General features: G+C 55.6%; 15 protein-coding genes and 1 tRNA gene. 11 read left to right on the top strand and 5 right to left on the bottom strand.

The window, feature by feature from the left end; genetic code table 11:
- Window positions 1–22 precede the first annotated feature (22 nt).
- Entirely contained in the window at window positions 23–313 is a 291-nt protein-coding gene (gene groES / locus sS8_RS10030; RefSeq protein ID WP_077731211.1) for a co-chaperone GroES, read from the top strand.
- 42 nt (window positions 314–355) lie between these two features.
- Window positions 356–2,002: a chaperonin GroEL gene (groL, locus tag sS8_RS10025; RefSeq protein ID WP_119629524.1), complete on the top strand. Its 1,647-nt coding sequence runs from the start codon at window positions 356–358 to the stop codon at window positions 2,000–2,002.
- Between the two features lie 629 nt (window positions 2,003–2,631).
- Here groL and sS8_RS10020 read toward each other — a convergent pair.
- From sS8_RS10020 to sS8_RS10010, 3 genes are all read right to left on the bottom strand, one after another.
- Window positions 2,632–3,834: a DesA family fatty acid desaturase gene (locus tag sS8_RS10020; protein ID WP_119629523.1), complete on the bottom strand. Its 1,203-nt coding sequence runs from the start codon at window positions 3,832–3,834 to the stop codon at window positions 2,632–2,634.
- 239 nt (window positions 3,835–4,073) lie between these two features.
- The gene (locus sS8_RS29905; RefSeq protein WP_408631167.1) at window positions 4,074–4,613 is read right to left on the bottom strand and encodes a Slp family lipoprotein; all 540 of its coding nucleotides are present in this window, start codon (window positions 4,611–4,613) and stop codon (window positions 4,074–4,076) included.
- Window positions 4,614–4,645: 32 nt separating this feature from the next.
- Window positions 4,646–5,314 (bottom strand): Slp family lipoprotein, encoded by a 669-nt coding sequence (locus sS8_RS10010; RefSeq protein WP_119629521.1) that lies wholly within the window; start codon window positions 5,312–5,314, stop codon window positions 4,646–4,648.
- 102 nt (window positions 5,315–5,416) lie between these two features.
- Between sS8_RS10010 and sS8_RS10005 the strand changes: the two genes are divergently transcribed.
- The 9 genes from sS8_RS10005 (at window position 5,417) to argC (ending at window position 13,578) form a co-directional block, all read left to right on the top strand.
- A tRNA-Val gene (locus sS8_RS10005) sits at window positions 5,417–5,493 on the top strand.
- 53 nt (window positions 5,494–5,546) lie between these two features.
- Complete coding sequence (thrS, locus tag sS8_RS10000; protein ID WP_119632702.1) at window positions 5,547–7,463, top strand: threonine--tRNA ligase; 1,917 nt, start codon at window positions 5,547–5,549, stop codon at window positions 7,461–7,463.
- Window positions 7,464–7,484: 21 nt separating this feature from the next.
- Window positions 7,485–8,009, top strand: a complete 525-nt coding sequence (gene infC / locus sS8_RS09995) for a translation initiation factor IF-3 (protein WP_119629520.1) — start codon at window positions 7,485–7,487, stop codon at window positions 8,007–8,009.
- 23 nt (window positions 8,010–8,032) lie between these two features.
- Window positions 8,033–8,230 (top strand): 50S ribosomal protein L35, encoded by a 198-nt coding sequence (gene rpmI / locus sS8_RS09990; protein ID WP_119629519.1) that lies wholly within the window; start codon window positions 8,033–8,035, stop codon window positions 8,228–8,230.
- Window positions 8,231–8,267: 37 nt separating this feature from the next.
- Window positions 8,268–8,615, top strand: coding sequence for a 50S ribosomal protein L20 (gene rplT / locus sS8_RS09985; RefSeq protein WP_077731152.1), 348 nt, complete (start codon window positions 8,268–8,270; stop codon window positions 8,613–8,615).
- A 111-nt stretch (window positions 8,616–8,726) separates the two neighbouring features.
- Window positions 8,727–9,725: a phenylalanine--tRNA ligase subunit alpha gene (gene pheS / locus sS8_RS09980; RefSeq protein WP_408631175.1), complete on the top strand. Its 999-nt coding sequence runs from the start codon at window positions 8,727–8,729 to the stop codon at window positions 9,723–9,725.
- Between the two features lie 21 nt (window positions 9,726–9,746).
- Window positions 9,747–12,125, top strand: coding sequence for a phenylalanine--tRNA ligase subunit beta (gene pheT / locus sS8_RS09975; protein ID WP_119629517.1), 2,379 nt, complete (start codon window positions 9,747–9,749; stop codon window positions 12,123–12,125).
- 4 nt (window positions 12,126–12,129) lie between these two features.
- Window positions 12,130–12,483 (top strand): integration host factor subunit alpha, encoded by a 354-nt coding sequence (locus sS8_RS09970; protein WP_119629516.1) that lies wholly within the window; start codon window positions 12,130–12,132, stop codon window positions 12,481–12,483.
- Between the two features lie 63 nt (window positions 12,484–12,546).
- Complete coding sequence (gene argC, locus sS8_RS09965) at window positions 12,547–13,578, top strand: N-acetyl-gamma-glutamyl-phosphate reductase (RefSeq protein ID WP_119629515.1); 1,032 nt, start codon at window positions 12,547–12,549, stop codon at window positions 13,576–13,578.
- Between the two features lie 451 nt (window positions 13,579–14,029).
- Here argC and sS8_RS28070 read toward each other — a convergent pair whose 3' ends face one another.
- A complete protein-coding gene (locus tag sS8_RS28070; RefSeq protein ID WP_170161025.1) occupies window positions 14,030–14,479 on the bottom strand; it encodes a transposase in 450 nt (149 codons plus the stop codon).
- Window positions 14,433–14,996, bottom strand: coding sequence for a helix-turn-helix domain-containing protein (locus sS8_RS09955; RefSeq protein WP_119632701.1), 564 nt, complete (start codon window positions 14,994–14,996; stop codon window positions 14,433–14,435). Before sS8_RS09955 ends, sS8_RS28070 begins: the two co-directional genes overlap by 47 nt.
- Window positions 14,997–15,057: the final 61 nt, after the last annotated feature.

Genomic DNA, 15,057 nt, shown 5'->3' with positions numbered 1-15,057 from the left:
CCAGTAGGAACAGGAGAGTATGATGAAAATTCGTCCTTTGAATGACCGTGTTATCGTGAGGCGCCTCGAAGAGGAGCGTACTTCGCCGGGCGGAATCGTGATTCCGGATACGGCTGCGGAAAAGCCGATGCGCGGCGAAGTTCTTGCTGTGGGTAACGGCAAAACTCTGGATAACGGGCAGGTGCGCGCGCTGCAGGTCAAAGCGGGTGACAAGGTACTGTTCGGCAAATATTCCGGCACCGAGGTGAAACTCGATGGCGAGGATATCCTTGTCATGCGTGAAGACGACATTATGGCTGTGCTTGAAGACTGAGTACGCCCGGAATTCAATATCAACCAACGAAGGTAAATCCTAATGGCAGCGAAAGACGTAAGATTCGGTGATGACGCCCGGACCCGAATGGTCCGCGGGGTGAATATCTTGGCACAGGCAGTGAAAGTGACTTTGGGTCCTAAGGGGCGCAATGTCGTGCTCGAGAAGAGTTTCGGCGCGCCGACCGTCACCAAGGACGGCGTTTCTGTGGCGAAAGATATCGAACTTTCGGATAAGTTCGAGAATATGGGAGCCCAGATGGTGAAGGAAGTCGCATCTCAGACTTCCGATGTCGCGGGCGATGGCACCACCACTGCAACCGTTCTGGCGCAATCCATTTTGGTCGAAGGCTTGAAAGCTGTTGCCGCCGGGATGAATCCTATGGATTTGAAGCGCGGCATCGACAAGGCCGTGAGCGCCGCAGTCGACGCTATTCATGAAATGTCGGTTCCCTGCACCGACAGCAATGCTATCGCTCAGGTCGGCACGATTTCTGCCAATTCGGACGAGAGCATCGGCAAGATCATTGCCGAAGCGATGGATAAAGTCGGCAAGGAAGGCGTGATCACTGTCGAGGAAGGTTCGGCTCTCGAAAACAGCCTCGACGTCGTCGAAGGCATGCAGTTCGACCGCGGCTATCTGTCGCCGTACTTCATTAACAATCAGCAAAGCATGAGCGCAGAGCTGGAAAATCCGCTGATTCTCATTTGCGAGAAAAAGATTTCCAATATCCGCGACATGCTGCCGGTACTCGAGGGCGTGGCCAAGGCCGGTCGCCCGCTGCTGATCATCGCGGAGGACGTCGAAGGTGAAGCGCTCGCGACCCTGGTCGTCAACAACATGCGCGGCATCCTCAAGGTGTGCGCCGTCAAGGCTCCCGGTTTCGGCGATCGCCGCAAGGCCATGCTGGAAGATATCGCTATCCTGACCGGCGGCACCGTGATTTCCGAGGAAGTCGGTTTAAGCTTGGAGAAGGCAAGCCTGAACGATTTGGGCAATGCCAAGAAGGTGCAGATCAGCAAGGAGGAAACCACCGTCATCGATGGCGCCGGCGCTAAGGAAAATATCCAGGGCCGTATCACTCAGATCCGGAAGCAAATCGAAGAGACGACGTCGGATTACGATCGCGAAAAGTTGCAGGAACGTTTGGCGAAATTGGCCGGCGGCGTTGCAGTAATCAAGGTTGGCGCGGCTACCGAAGTCGAGATGAAGGAAAAGAAGGCCCGCGTCGAAGACGCCCTGCATGCGACCCGTGCGGCTGTTGAAGAAGGCATCGTGCCGGGGGGCGGTGTGGCACTGATCCGCGCGCTGCAACAGATCAAGGATCTAAAAGGCACGAACCACGATCAGGATGTCGGTATCGGCATTGCCCGCCGTGCTATGGAAGAACCTCTGCGTCAGATCGTGGCCAATGCCGGCGACGAATCTTCCGTGATTCTTAATAAGGTAGCCGAGGGCTCGGGCAATTTCGGCTACAACGCGGCGACCGGCGAATTTGGCGACATGGTCGCCATGGGCATTCTGGACCCGGCGAAAGTGACTCGTTCCGCGTTGCAGAACGCCGGTTCCGTAGCCGGACTCATGATCACCACCGAGGCGATGGTTGCCGAGGAGCCGAAGGAAGAGTCCCCGATGCCGGGCGGCATGGGTGGCATGGGCGGAATGGGCGGCATGGGAGATATGATGTAGTCGTCCACCGGACTTCTAAAAACGCAAAAGCCCCATCCTTGGATGGGGCTTTTTTTTGGGGGAACATTTCGGGTTCCCGGCGGCTCGGAGTCTTGCCTGCCGGAACTGGACTGGACGGTGGAAATGCCGATCTCACGGATTCGATAGCAGGCGATCTGAAGTGCCGTCCGGTGTCTCGGAAGCCTGACCGCTTGGATGAGCGAGCTTGGTTGGGATGAGGCAACCACCGATCCCGGCGTACAGGTGAAGTCGGGCGTTCCTAACCGGTTTAAGAGAATTGCAAGGTATGGCCGAAAAAGGAGTCGTCAGGTGCATCGGATCGCACCTTCTTTCGGCCGTACCGTGATTTGGATGAGACCGCCGCGGTCAAACTCAGTCTTAAGGAAGCTCCGATTAGTTTGATTCCGTTCATCCTAAAAACCGCAGTTGAATTTCCGAAACGACCGCAATGCCCCATCAGCCGCCGCATTCCCTCACCCCAACCCCTCTCCCATAGGTTCATGCCCTACGACTGAGCTCAGGAGAACGTTCGACAAGCCTGTCCTGAGCTTGTCGAAGGGCTCACCGCGAACGGAATCAATGCGTTACCGTTCGTCCTGGGCCTGTCGAAGGATTTGCTCGGAGATTCCTTAAGCGCCGGACAAATAATTCGGGGCGAGACAGTTCGTGGCGGTGTAGCCGCGCAATAAATCGGCAAAATCGTGAAGGGATTGGATTCCCGTTTCCTTTGCGCGTTGGCACCACTCCCTCAGTGACTGCATGCGTGTTTCGTAGCTGACCGAGGAATTTGCCCAAAGCTGTTTTAGTTCTTCTTTGAAACGGTACACGGTCTGGAGCGTTTGGCTAAGATTTAACGCTCGATTCAGGGTGCAGGTGGCGGCCTCGTCGAGTTGAATATCCTCGCGAACCAGAAACGGTTTTGCATCGCGGAGCAGGCGTCTGGATGCAGGTAGTGAAGTCTTCAGTTCTTGGCGCAGGACCGGAAGTACAACGCTACGACCGTACAGCGCCAATACATGGACGCGATTGCGCATCACGGCCTGTATCGTTGCCAAATCGATCAGTTGTTTGTCGCGCAGAATGCGGATTTTAGGAGCGACCCGGCGCACTCTTGCCAGTCGTAGCAGCTCCATTAGGCGGATATAAAACCAACCGATGTCGAATTCCCACCAGCAGGAGGATAGTCGTGCTGAAGAGGGATAGGCATGGTGGTTATTGTGGAGTTCCTCTCCGCCGATCAGTAGACCGATAGGGAACAGATTGGTCGATGCGTCGCGGGTTTCAAAATTCCGATAACCGGAATGGTGTCCGAGCCCATTGACCACGCCGGCCGCCCAGAAGGGAATCCAGATCATTTGCACGGCCCATATGGTGATTCCGAAGAACCCGAATAATGCGACATCTGCAATAAACATCAGAGCGATGCCGAGGGCGGGATACGCGGCGTAAATTCTGCGCTCGAGCCAGTCGTCCGGAGTGCCATAGCCGTATTGGTCCAAGGTCTCTGCGCTGGCTGCCTCGGTGCGGTAGAGTTCAGCGCCTTGCCAGAGGACCTTGCTTATTCCGAAGACTCTAGGACTATGCGGATCTTCCGAGGTCTCGCATTTCGCATGGTGTTTGCGGTGAATTGCGACCCATGCCTTGGTGCCCATGCCGGTCGTGAACCACAGCCACAAACGAAAGAAATGGCTGACTACAGGATGAAGGTCCAAAGCGCGATGTGCTTGATGGCGATGGAGGAAAATCGTAACACTGGCGATGGTGACATGGGTCAGGCCAAGCGTAACGGCAATAAGTCCCCACCAGGGGAGGTTGAGTAAACCGTCAATCATTGTTCGATGAATTTAACAATTAAAGATAAGTCCTAAATAACAATATGAGGATTTGCTCACCTTTGGCAGGGGGGGGCATATGGAGCGCTAAAGAAATGCCCAGTTAATGGCGAGTGAGTTCAATCCATTGTCGAGCGTGCTGAATGGTTTTTCAATCCGTACAATTCTGGAGTCGTCGCCTTGCCGGGATGGCGTGTTGCATGGTTCGCCGACAAAAAAATCAAGGCGCCAACCATCGGTTAAAAGCCGAACCCAACGCCCAGACCGATTCCGAAACGAGGCCCTGTGTCGTAGTCGGACAGCAATTTTATTTCTACTGAGTGCAAGAGCGGAAGTGCTCGGACCGTGCCACCGGTTTCCGTTGTACGTTCACCGACAATCCGGCCTGCCGCGACGACTCTGCGGTCCCGTTGATAGATGAGTGTGTCCAGATAGCCGGGATAGAGCAGAAAGAATCTGCCGAAGGGGGGCTCACCGAGCTTCGGCTCGCCCCGTCTATTCGTGGGATAGCTCAGTACTTCGAGCAACGTACCTTCCTGTAGATTCTCGGCATTGAGAATGGTTCCCCCGATGAGAATAGTCTGGCCTATGTACGACTTCGGGTTGCCCAAAACCGCTTCGGGTGAAATGGATGGATTAATCTGGTCCGTGCTTGTTCGTGACAAGACGGAACCGCAACCGTAGAGCTGTAGCGTAAGTATGAGTAGGGTGGGCAGGTGGATCCAAGTCTTCGCGGAGCCGGATCGCGTGTCCTTTTTCGAGATCTGGGAGGGTGCCACTGTAGCGTTTCGGCTCTCGGTTTGAGTTGATCTTACCAGTAAGGATACCAATACGGATAATAACCGGGCCAGCCACGCCACCAAGGATCATACCAGTACGGCATCGGATAATAGGTATAAGTCGGTCGGGTGGCCCAGAGATGAATTTCGTTGCAACCGATTATCGGGTAGTTGTAGTTAATTTGATCGAGTGGCTTGCTTTCCTTGCCCTGGATTTCTCCGGCGACCGTGACTTCACGTCCTTTCGCATAAACCGCCGAGTCAAGGAAGCGATTACAGCGAATCAAGAATCGCCCTGCAGAAATGTCGACATCTTCCGGGCGATCCGAACGATCCAGTGGCTTTTGTACGACTTCGATTTCGGTAAACTGTGGGCGGTTACTGGTTTGGACGATCACGCCGCCGAGCATGGCCATTCTGCCTTTGTATGCGTCCGGGCGGGCACTGATTTCGGAAAAGGACGGCTGGGTTTTCGTTGCATTCCGAACCGGCTTCGAGAACGGGCTGATTGCGCAGCCGGCCACGCTTAGGACCGTCATCCATAACAGCAGCATCCGAAGTAACTTCGCTTTTGCCGGCAAAATTTCGGAAATCAGGGATTTAATCGGTGACGCGGCCATCTCTATCACCCTTGGGGGAAGCGCTTTCCTTCGTTGCTCGACAGAGCCGTTTCCAACGAATTCGTATTGAATCTCCATCATAACGAATTTCCTTTGCCGCTACCCTAAAAAATTTTAGGTCATATTGAAAACGAAAGCTTTGATAAAACGAAAAATGGCTATATAATCTCCGCTCTTGATTTTAGGCGCGTAGCTCAGTTGGTTAGAGCACCACCTTGACATGGTGGGGGTCGTTGGTTCAAGTCCAATCGCGCCTACCAATTCCGAAAAGCATCGCTGGTCGATGCTTTTTTTGTTGAAGAGGTTTCGACTGATGCCCGTGATACGTCTCCCGGATGGTTCCGCTCGCACGTTCGATCACCCCCTAACGCTTATGGAAGTGGCTCAGTCCATTGGGCCGGGATTGGCTAAGGCGGCATTGGCTGGTCGAATTGACGGAAAGCTGGTTGATTTGTCGACTCTCGTTGAGCATGACGCCGCGGTCGAAATCGTCACGGGTAAGGACGCGGACGGGCTGGAGATCATTCGTCATTCAACCGCGCATCTGTTGGCCCAGGCCGTTAAGGCATTGTATCCAAACGCTCAGGTCACCATCGGTCCGGTGGTGGAAGATGGGTTTTATTACGATTTTTCCTACGAGCGCCCTTTTACGCCCGAAGATCTCGGGGCGATCGAAAAGAAGATGGCGGAGTTGGCGGCAAAAGCGATTCCCGTCAGGCGGGAAGTGATGGATCGGGAAAAGGCCGTCGAATTTTTTCGTGACCAGGGCGAGCGCTATAAAGCCGAAATTATCGAGGCCATACCTCAGGGCGAACAAATCTCCCTTTACTCGCAAGGGGATTTTACCGATCTTTGTCGCGGTCCCCATGTGCCGGATACCGGAAAGCTTAAAGCCTTCAAGCTCATGAAGGTGGCGGGTGCCTATTGGCGGGGTGATTCCCGCAATGCCATGCTGCAGCGCGTCTATGGCACCGCCTGGGCCGACAAGAAGGATTTGGACGCCTATCTGCATCGGCTGGAAGAGGCGGAAAAGCGTGATCATCGCAAGATCGGCAAGTTGCAGGACCTGTTCCATACCCAGGAGGAGGCTCCCGGTATGGTGTTCTGGCATCCCAACGGCTGGGCGCTCTATCAGCAGGTCGAGCAGTACATGCGCCGGGTATTCGTTGAGAACGGGTATCAGGAAATCCGTTGCCCTCAGATTTTGGATGTCAGTCTCTGGAAGGCGTCGGGCCATTGGGACAATTTTCACGAAAATATGTTTTTTACCGCTTCCGAGAATAGAGAGTATGCGGTAAAGCCCATGAACTGCCCCGGTCATGTCCAGGTATTTAAGCAGCATCTGCATAGCTACCGCGAGCTGCCGATCCGGTTCGGGGAGTTCGGTTCCTGTCATCGCAACGAGCCTTCCGGTACATTGCACGGCATCATGCGTGTGCGCGGCTTCAATCAGGACGATGGTCATGTTTTCTGTACCGAGGACCAAATTCAGGACGAGGTTGTCGCATTTATAGGTACCCTCCGTCATGTCTATGCGGATTTCGGGTTCACCGACATTCTGTATAAGCTTTCTACGCGTCCGCCCATGCGGCTCGGCAGCGACGAAATTTGGGATAAGGCCGAGGGTGCGTTGGCGGCGGCTTTGAACGCGCAGGGCATGGAATACCAGTTGCAGCCGGGTGAAGGGGCTTTTTACGGCCCCAAGATCGAATTTGCCTTGAAGGATGCTATTGGCCGGGTGTGGCAGTGCGGGACCATTCAGGTGGATTTTATGATGCCGGGGCGCCTCGGTGCCGAATACGTGGGCGAGGATAATGCGCGGCATACGCCTGTTATGTTGCATCGGGCGATCATCGGTTCGATGGAGCGTTTTATCGGCATTCTCATCGAGCACTACGCGGGCTATTTTCCGCTTTGGCTGGCACCGGTGCAGGCTGTCGTGCTCAATATTACCGGGAATCAGGCCGAGTATGCGGCGGAACTGGCTAAGGAGCTTGTAAAACAAGGCTTTCGGGTAAAGTCCGACTTGAGAAATGAGAAGATCGGCTTTAAAATTCGCGAACATACCGTGCAGCGTGTGCCATATTTGTTGATCGTCGGCGACAAGGAGTTGGATTCTCGAACCGTTTCTGTTCGCGCACAGAATGGCAAGGATCTAGGCGTTTTCAGCTTGCCGGATTTGATTGGCAAGTTTTCCGTCGATGTGGCGAGTCGCGTTGCGTTCCAATAATTGCGTTCGGAGGAATAGGACATCACTGCTGAAAGAAAAGATCCGCGCCTGAATGAAGAGATCACGGCGCCAACTGTCAGGTTGATCGGACCCGACGGTAATCAAGTAGGAGTCGTGTCGGCCAGAGAAGCTAGGCAAATTGCTTATGATGCGAATCTGGATCTGGTCGAAATTTCGCCGGCGGCCGATCCTCCCGTTTGCCGGGTAATGGATTACGGTAAATTCCGTTTTGAGCAGAACAAGAAGCTGCAAGCGGCCAGGAAAAAGCAAAAGCAGATTCAGGTTAAAGAAGTTAAGTTCCGGCCGGGTACGGACGAGGGTGATTACCAGGTTAAGCTGCGCAATCTCATCCGCTTTCTATCGGACGGCGATAAGGCAAAGGTCACCGTTCGGTTTCGGGGCCGGGAATTGAGCCACCGCGAATTGGGTATAGATCTACTGAAGCGGATAGAGACCGATCTCGTGGAGCATGCCGCTGTCGAGCAGTTCCCGAAAATGGAAGGTAGGCAGCTAAGCATGACGCTCGCGCCGAAGAGAAAAAAATAATCTTTGAGTTGTTGGAGATTTATATGCCTAAGATGAAGACTAATCGCGGCGCAGCGAAACGCTTCAAGCGTACTGCATCCGGCGGTTTCAAATGCAATCAATCGCATCGTCGTCACATTCTGACGAAGAAGAGCACGAAGAGAAAGCGCCAACTGCGCAATCCCGCTGTCTTGCACCCTTCGGACGTGCGGAGCGCAACTCGCTTGTTGCCTTATAGTTGATAGTTGATTTTTTTCTTGCCCATCGAGAGAGAAGCCCATGCCTAGAGTAAAACGAGGCGTCACTGCGAGAGCCCGGCACAAAAAGGTTCTCAAGCAGGCGAAAGGTTATTACGGCGCCCGTAGCCGAGTTTATCGCGTTGCCAAGCAGGCAGTAATTAAAGCCGGTCAATACGCTTATCGGGACCGCAGACAAAGAAAACGCCAATTCCGTGCGCTTTGGATCGTGAGAATCAATGCGGCGGCGCGCGAGTTTGGACTGTCCTATAGCCGTTTTATGGATGGCCTGAAAAAGGCTTCCGTCGAGATCGACCGTAAAGTTCTGGCAGATTTGGCTGTTCGCGACAAAGATGCGTTCGCTGAATTGGCCAAGATCGCCCAGGGTTAGCCCGCGTCTCATCTTCTCGGGAAAGACTCGTGCGGAGTTTTTCCCGCTTGTCATTTTAAAACCGTTGTCCAAGCGAGCAAGGCAGTGAATCCACCCCTTGAAGAGCTTGTCGTGCAGGCCCAAAAGCAAGTGGCCGAAGCCGATACGCTCGGAAAACTCGATCAAGTACGAGTGCATTATCTCGGCAAGAAAGGTGTGTTTACCGAGCAAATGAAGGCCCTCGGTATGCTACCGCCAGAGCAGCGCAGGGAAGCTGGAGGGGCGATCAATCGAGCCAAGGACCAATTTGCCGCCGATTTGGAGGCGCGGAAGTGCGCTCTCGAGGCGAGCGAGCTGGAAGCGCGTCTTGAGCGGGAAACGATAGACGTTACCCTGCCCGGGCGCGGACAGCGTACGGGGGGGCTTCATCCCGTCACCTTGACGTTGAGGAGGATCACTCAACTCTTCAAAAACGTCGGTTTCGACATTGTCGAAGGTCCGGAGGTAGAGGATGACTACCACAACTTCGAAGCGTTGAACATACCCGCCCACCATCCTGCGCGGGCAATGCACGACACCTTTTATTTCGACGAACACACCTTGCTGCGTACCCATACGTCGCCCGTGCAGGTGCGGATCATGGAGAGCCAGAGTCCTCCGTTAAGGGTCATCGCACCGGGGCGCGTCTATCGCTGCGATTCCGATTTGACCCATACTCCAATGTTTCATCAGGTGGAAGGATTCCTGATCGATGAAAATGTCAGCTTCGCCGATTTGCGCGGAGTTCTCTACGAGTTCCTGACTCTTTTCTTCGAAAAGGACATGCAGGTCAGGTTCCGGCCGTCCTATTTCCCGTTTACCGAGCCCTCCGCCGAGGTAGATATACAGTGTGTCAGTTGCGGCGGTGACGGTTGCCGGGTCTGCAAGCATAGTGGCTGGATAGAAGTCTTGGGTTGCGGGATGATTCACCCGCGCGTTTTAGAGTTCGTCAAGATCGATCCGGAGCGCTATACCGGATTCGCCTTCGGCCTGGGCGTGGAACGGCTCGCGTTGCTGCGTTACGACATCAACGACATCAGGCTGTTCTTTGAAAACGATCTTAGATTCCTCTCGCAATTCGCGGCATTTTAAGAACAACATACGGTCCTTCCCATGCGCTTCAGCGAAGCCTGGCTACGAGAATTTGTCAATCCGTCGATAGACACGCAAAAACTGATCCATCAGTTGACGATGGCGGGTCTCGAGGTCGATGGCACGGAACCCGCCGCTGCTCCGTTCAGCGGCGTTGTCGTCGCCGAAGTCCTCGAGGTTTCGCAGCACCCGCAAGCCGATCGACTGCGAGTTTGCCTGGTTGCCAACGGTTCCGGAGAGCCGCTCCAAATCGTGTGTGGAGCGCCGAATGTCCGGCCCGGCATAAGGGTGCCGCTCGCCGTCGAGGGTGCCCATCTGCCGGGCGGTGTTGTAATACGGAAGACGGAACTGCGAGGCGTGGCCTCGTCCGGCATGCTGTGTTCCGCCAAGGAGCTCGGAATAGACGATCCCGCAACGGGGCTTATGGAATTGCCGGCCGACGCTCTCGTGGGCGTCGATGTTCGGGAATACATGACTCTGGATGATTGCGTCATCGATGTCGATCTGACGCCGAACCGCGCAGATTGTTTGAGTATAGAAGGCATCGCGCGAGAAGTCGCTTTACTGAACGATCTGGACTGGGCTGTACCCGACATAGCGTCCGTTCCCGTATCGGTTCCGGAAACGTTTCCGGTGAGTGTTTCCGCACCCGAGGCGTGTCCGCGCTACCTGGGTCGGCTGGTAAGGGGCGTATCGCGTACGGTTCAGGCTCCGATATGGATGCGAGAGCGTCTGCGGCGTGCCGGCATTCGGCCTTTGGACGCGGTGGTGGACGTTACCAATTACGTTTTGCTGGAAACCGGGCAGCCCCTGCACGCCTTCGATGCCGTCAAACTGGAAGGCGGCATTCATGTTCGCTATGCGGCTCAAGGCGAGAAGCTTTCCCTGTTGAACGGCGAAGAGGTCGCGCTGGACTCCGACGTTTTGGTTATAGCCGACCAACGGAAAGCCTTGGCCTTGGCGGGCATCATGGGCGGCAGCGACTCCGCGGTGGGAGATGTCACCACGGATATCTTCATTGAATGCGCTTTTTTTACTCCGGGCGTGATCATGGGCAAGGCTCGCCGTTACGGGCTGAATACCGAGTCTTCGCATCGCTTCGAGCGTGGGGTCGACCCTGAACTTCAGACCCGCGCGATCGAGAGGGCGAGCGAGCTTATCCTATCCATCGCCGGCGGTAAAGCCGGCCCCATCGTTGAAGCGACCAGCCCTTCGCATTTGCCGCAGCGTGCGTCAATCCTGCTTCGTTACGACAGGATTGCCCGTCTGCTCGGTATGAGCATCGACCGACCCAAAGTCGCCGAAATTCTCAAGCGATTGGGAATGAAGGTGGAGAATCATCCGCAAGGATGGACCGTGACTCCCCCGGGATTTCGCTTCGATATTGCTATAGAAGCTGATCTCATCGAGGAACTCGGGAGGATCCAGGGTTACGAATCGTTGCCGCATCGTCATCCGGTTATGGCGACGGCGATGCGGCCGGTGTCGGAGCGAATTCTCGATTTGGATCGGGTGAAGAATCTTCTGGTCGATCGTGGTTACCAAGAGGCGATTACCTACAGTTTTGTGGACGAAGCTCGGCAGGTGATGATCGAGCCGGAAATTTCCTACCTGGCCCTGAAGAATCCGATTTCTTCCGACCTGGCCGTCATGCGCACCGGACTTTGGTGCGGTTTGCTGGACGCGGCTCTCAAGAACACGTTCCGCCAGCAAAACCGGGTGCGCTTGTTCGAATCAGGCCTACGTTTCGCGCGGCGGGACGGCGGCATCGATCAGCGTAAATCTATCGGAGGCCTGGCGATAGGGGCAGTACACGAAGAGCAGTGGGGAGAAGCGGCTCGGCCGGTAGATTTTTACGATATCAAGGCTGATATAGAGGGCATCGTCAAACTGACCGGCCGAGAGGCGAGTTTGGAGTTTGCCGCCGCTGCTCATCCGGCGCTTCATCCGGGGCAATCGGCGGAAATCCGGCTCGACGGCGAGCATCTCGGTTGGGTCGGAATGCTGCATCCTCGCTTGGAAAAGCAACTAAGCTTCGAGCAGAGCGTGTTTCTGTTCGAACTCGATCAAGATGTGCTGTTGCGAAGAGACCTTCCGGTATTCCGCGGAATATCGAAGTTCCCGCAGGTGCGACGGGATATCGCGGTTATCATCGATGAATCCGTTATGGTCGATCGCTTGGTCGAATGCGTAAAAGAAGCTGACGGTTCGATACTGCGACAGGTGGTGGTGTTCGACGTATACCGGGGACAAGGTGTCGAGACAGGTCGGAAAAGCGTGGCTCTCGGGCTGGTTCTGCAGGACGAGGCCGAGACTTTGACTGACGCGAGGGTCGATGAAACGATGGGAAGCATCTTGGAACGTCTGAGCAAAGAATTCAATGCTAGGTTGAGAGATTGAAAAGATGGCGCTGACCAAAGCAGACATGGTTGAGAGGCTTTTCGAGAACCACGGCATTAACAAACGGGATGCCAAGGAATTGGTCGACCAGTTTTTCGAGGAGATTAAGTCCGCGCTGGCGCAGGGAAATTCAGTAAAACTTTCCGGATTCGGCAATTTCGATCTTCGCGACAAGAGTCAGCGGCCCGGCAGAAATCCGAAAACCGGCGAAGAAATTCCCATAACGGCGCGACGCGTGGTGACGTTCAAGCCGGGACAGAAATTGAAGGTCAGCGTGGAAGCCTATTCACGACAAAACACCGAACACGGTCGGCAAGAAAGCGAAATGCCGAGTGCGAAAAAGTCGCAAGGCTCGTAATGCCGTTTCGGCGACTCCTTCGCCTAGATTATTCCTGAATCTCCTTGAACAAGAGAGCCGAAAATGATCCGAATTGGCATCGTCGGCGGTACCGGTTATACCGGTGTGGAGTTGCTGCGGATTCTCGCCCTCCATCCTGAGTGCGTTATATCGGTCGTAACCTCGCGTTCGGATGCCGGAAAGAGGGTCGACGAGCTGTACCCCAATTTGCGAGGTTTCGTCGATGGGGTCTTCGTGGAGCCCTCGGCGAATGCGCTTGCCGGATGCGACTTGGTGTTTTTCGCGACGCCCAACGGCACCGCGATGCGTATGGCCGAGGCTTTGTTGGCGCAGGGCGTCAAAGTAATCGACCTGTCCGCCGATTTTCGCCTCAAGGACCCTGCTGTGTGGGCGCATTGGTACGGAGAATCGCATGTGTCGCCGCACCTCTTGCAAGAAGCCGTTTACGGGCTGCCGGAAGTAAATCGAGCGCTGATTCGTTCGGCGCGCTTGATCGCCTGTCCCGGTTGTTATCCGACCTCGGTTCAGCTGGCCCTGCTCCCTTTGGTCGAGTCCGGCGCGATACGTCTCGACCGCATCATCGCCGACGTGAAATCCGGAGTCAGCGGTGCCGGGCGCAAAGCGGAAATTCCCATGCTGATGAGCGAAACGGGCGAGAGTCTCAAGGCTTACAGCGTCAAGGGCCATCGTCATTGGCCGGAAATCAGGCAAGGGCTGGAGCAGGCCGCCGGGCAGACCGTCGGCCTCACCTTCGTGCCCCATTTGATTCCCATGATTCGGGGTATTCACGCCACGGTTTATGCCGAGCTAAACGCCGGGTACGGCGACTTGCAGGCGCTGTTCGAGGAGCGCTATCGCGGCGAACCTTTCGTCGACATTCTGCCGCCGGGTTCCCATCCCGACACGCGCAACGTGCGCGGCGTGAACCGATGCCAGATCGCCGTCCATAGGCCTTTGGAGGGCAATACGGTGGTGATTTTGTCGGTCATCGACAATCTGGTGAAAGGCGCGGCCGGGCAGGCGGTCCAAAACATGAACCTGATGTTTGGCGTGGAGGAAACGGTAGGGCTTAGGAGCGTCGGCCTTTATCCTTGAAGCCGCGTTGACGGCAATTCGTATTGCCTAAAAGATCCGGCTTCAATGTAGCCGCGGGAGAGCGGATTACATGCGCGTCGGGTCCGGCATCAGCGAGTCAATGGGTACACCTTCGTAGATTTCACGCATATCCGGTCTTATCCGAAGTTTCAGTGGCTTGATGGTGATACTGAGCAGGATGGATAACCTTGTTTTCGTTGTCTCGAAACCGTTCTGAGAAGCTTGCGTGGGGCTCAAAAGCCAGTGATGCCTTTACTCCCTTCTCACTCCAATTTGGGCCATTTTACTGTTTTATCCTTTGGCAACTTGTAAATATGGCGCAGGAGCTTTTGCATTTGTTCGGGAGTGAAGGGCGGCGCCTGGGCGAGATGGTGACGAACGCGATCCGCCTTTTCCTGGAGCGTGAAGGTGCAGGGTAGATGATAAAGAGTCTCTTGGCGAACCCAATGGATCAGATACTCGGCCGGGTTGAGAGCGGGCGAGTACGGGGGGTATGCGGAAACTCCACCGTGGTGGCTTTCAAGTCCGGCCAGTGGGCGAGTTCGGCGATCTCCGACAGCAACTCCCTTGCGGCCACTTCCAGGGCGTACCGATGGGTGCGGGCATTGTCCAGAATCAGGGTGATCCAATGGCACCCTTGCTGTACGTAGCGCAGCACCGTCAGCACCACGACGAAGACGACATCGCCGGTTTTGCCCTGGGAGCGGAATTGAACCCCGGTGAGCCCCCGGTGCAAATCGACGGTCAGAAAACCATTCAGCCGGGTCCGCTGGCGTTCGTCGCTGGGCACCCTGGGCGCGGTATTCCGCTCGGCCCAAGCGTAATGCGTATCCGGAACGGAGCGCAGGGCAAACTCATCCAGCGCCACCAGAGCGCGGTCCGGAGACCTGGCTTCCTCCACCTTTTTTTTCCAAGGCATCCACGAAGGCCGCCTGTAGCCGCGGTCGAGGCGGCCCATAGTCCCGATGCACCCGCTGGTGGGAAAGCCCGAACTGATCAAACAGTGGGTACAGGCGCCCCAACCCCAGATGAATATTCCACTTGGCGGCGATGAGGGCCTGCGCCCGCCGGGCCGTCCATTGATAGCTGTCCAGGCCATAATCGGCCGGCGTCTTATGCAGCAGGATGTAACGCAAGACTCGCCGTTGCTGGCAGGACAGGGCTTGGGGAACACGTCGCCGCTCCGGGGCCAGCAGCGTCTTAAAGCCCCCATGAAGATACCAATCCAGCCAATGCTCCAGCGTCTTGCGGCGAAGGTGCCGAGTCCGGCACACGTCCGCCAAAGTCTGGCCGTCCCAAACGGCCTTCAAGGCCGTGAGACGACGCCGGGGACGTTGCTCCTTGTGCCGGTAATACTGCTTCTGCCACTCCTCCCGGTCTTGAGGGGCCAACCGTTGGATACGGATTCTTCGGTTCATGACCGCCTCCCTTCCACAAATTGGTCAACTTCTCTCCTCTAAGAATAGCCCTTTTTGGAGC

Origin of the sequence: Methylocaldum marinum, from assembly GCF_003584645.1 — a bacterium.
In the GTDB taxonomy this organism is placed as follows: Bacteria; Pseudomonadota; Gammaproteobacteria; order Methylococcales; family Methylococcaceae; genus Methylocaldum; species Methylocaldum marinum.
Note: the sequence above shows the minus strand (reverse complement) of the source record. Positions and strands in the feature narration are given on the sequence as shown.

Bases quoted from the DNA above. Each gene is read 5' to 3' on its own strand.
- groES (WP_077731211.1), top strand. From the start codon at position 23: ATGAAAATTCGTCCTTTGAATGACCGTGTTATCGTGAGGCGCCTCGAA.
- groL (WP_119629524.1), top strand. From the start codon at position 356: ATGGCAGCGAAAGACGTAAGATTCGGTGATGACGCCCGGACCCGAATG.
- sS8_RS10020 (WP_119629523.1), bottom strand. From the start codon at position 3,834: ATGATTGACGGTTTACTCAACCTCCCCTGGTGGGGACTTATTGCCGTT.
- sS8_RS10010 (WP_119629521.1), bottom strand. From the start codon at position 5,314: ATGATGGAGATTCAATACGAATTCGTTGGAAACGGCTCTGTCGAGCAA.
- thrS (WP_119632702.1), top strand. From the start codon at position 5,547: ATGCCCGTGATACGTCTCCCGGATGGTTCCGCTCGCACGTTCGATCAC.
- rpmI (WP_119629519.1), top strand. From the start codon at position 8,033: ATGCCTAAGATGAAGACTAATCGCGGCGCAGCGAAACGCTTCAAGCGT.
- rplT (WP_077731152.1), top strand. From the start codon at position 8,268: ATGCCTAGAGTAAAACGAGGCGTCACTGCGAGAGCCCGGCACAAAAAG.
- pheT (WP_119629517.1), top strand. From the start codon at position 9,747: ATGCGCTTCAGCGAAGCCTGGCTACGAGAATTTGTCAATCCGTCGATA.
- sS8_RS09970 (WP_119629516.1), top strand. From the start codon at position 12,130: ATGGCGCTGACCAAAGCAGACATGGTTGAGAGGCTTTTCGAGAACCAC.
- argC (WP_119629515.1), top strand. From the start codon at position 12,547: ATGATCCGAATTGGCATCGTCGGCGGTACCGGTTATACCGGTGTGGAG.
- sS8_RS09955 (WP_119632701.1), bottom strand. From the start codon at position 14,996: ATGAACCGAAGAATCCGTATCCAACGGTTGGCCCCTCAAGACCGGGAG.